This window comes from Stenotrophomonas sp. Ste96 (genome assembly GCF_024519495.1).
Taxonomy (GTDB): Bacteria; Pseudomonadota; Gammaproteobacteria; order Xanthomonadales; family Xanthomonadaceae; genus Stenotrophomonas; species Stenotrophomonas bentonitica_A.
Window position 1 is genome coordinate 1 of sequence record NZ_JALJRX010000053.1, and the last position, 429, is coordinate 429.

The 429-nt window shown below is 68.5% G+C and carries 1 protein-coding gene; it reads right to left on the reverse strand.

All coding sequences use genetic code 11. From position 1 onward, the window contains the following. A partial coding sequence (locus tag OC373_RS18925) for an efflux RND transporter periplasmic adaptor subunit (protein WP_261998287.1) occupies positions 1-409 on the reverse strand: 409 nt, incomplete at its 3' end. Positions 410-429 lie beyond the last annotated feature (20 nt).

The window sequence follows — 429 nt, forward strand, 5'->3', positions numbered from 1 at the left end:
AGTTGCGCAGGCGGGTGCGGGCGGCATCGCGCAGACGGACCATCGACACCGCGCTGGCGGGATCAGAATCGGCCAGCCTTCGGGCAGTTTCGTCGGCCAGCCGATATTCCTGCTGCGCCGCAGCCAGCTGCGGGCTATAGACGGAGAGCAGTGGCTGCCCGGCACGGACCCGCATACCGGTCTGGTTTGCGTACAGCCGCTCCACCCAGCCTTCGAAGCGCGGCGCGATTGCGTATAGCCGGGTCTCGTCGACCTCGACCGTGCCGCTGGCGCGCACGGTGCTGGCCAGGGCCCCGCGCTTGACCGCTTCGGTGCGCACGCCCAGCGCCTGCACTTTGTCGGGTGGCATCACCACCGTGCCCGGCGCCGCTGGTGGCGTGTCGTCGGCATAAACCGGAACATAGTCCATGCCCATCGAGTCCTTCTTGG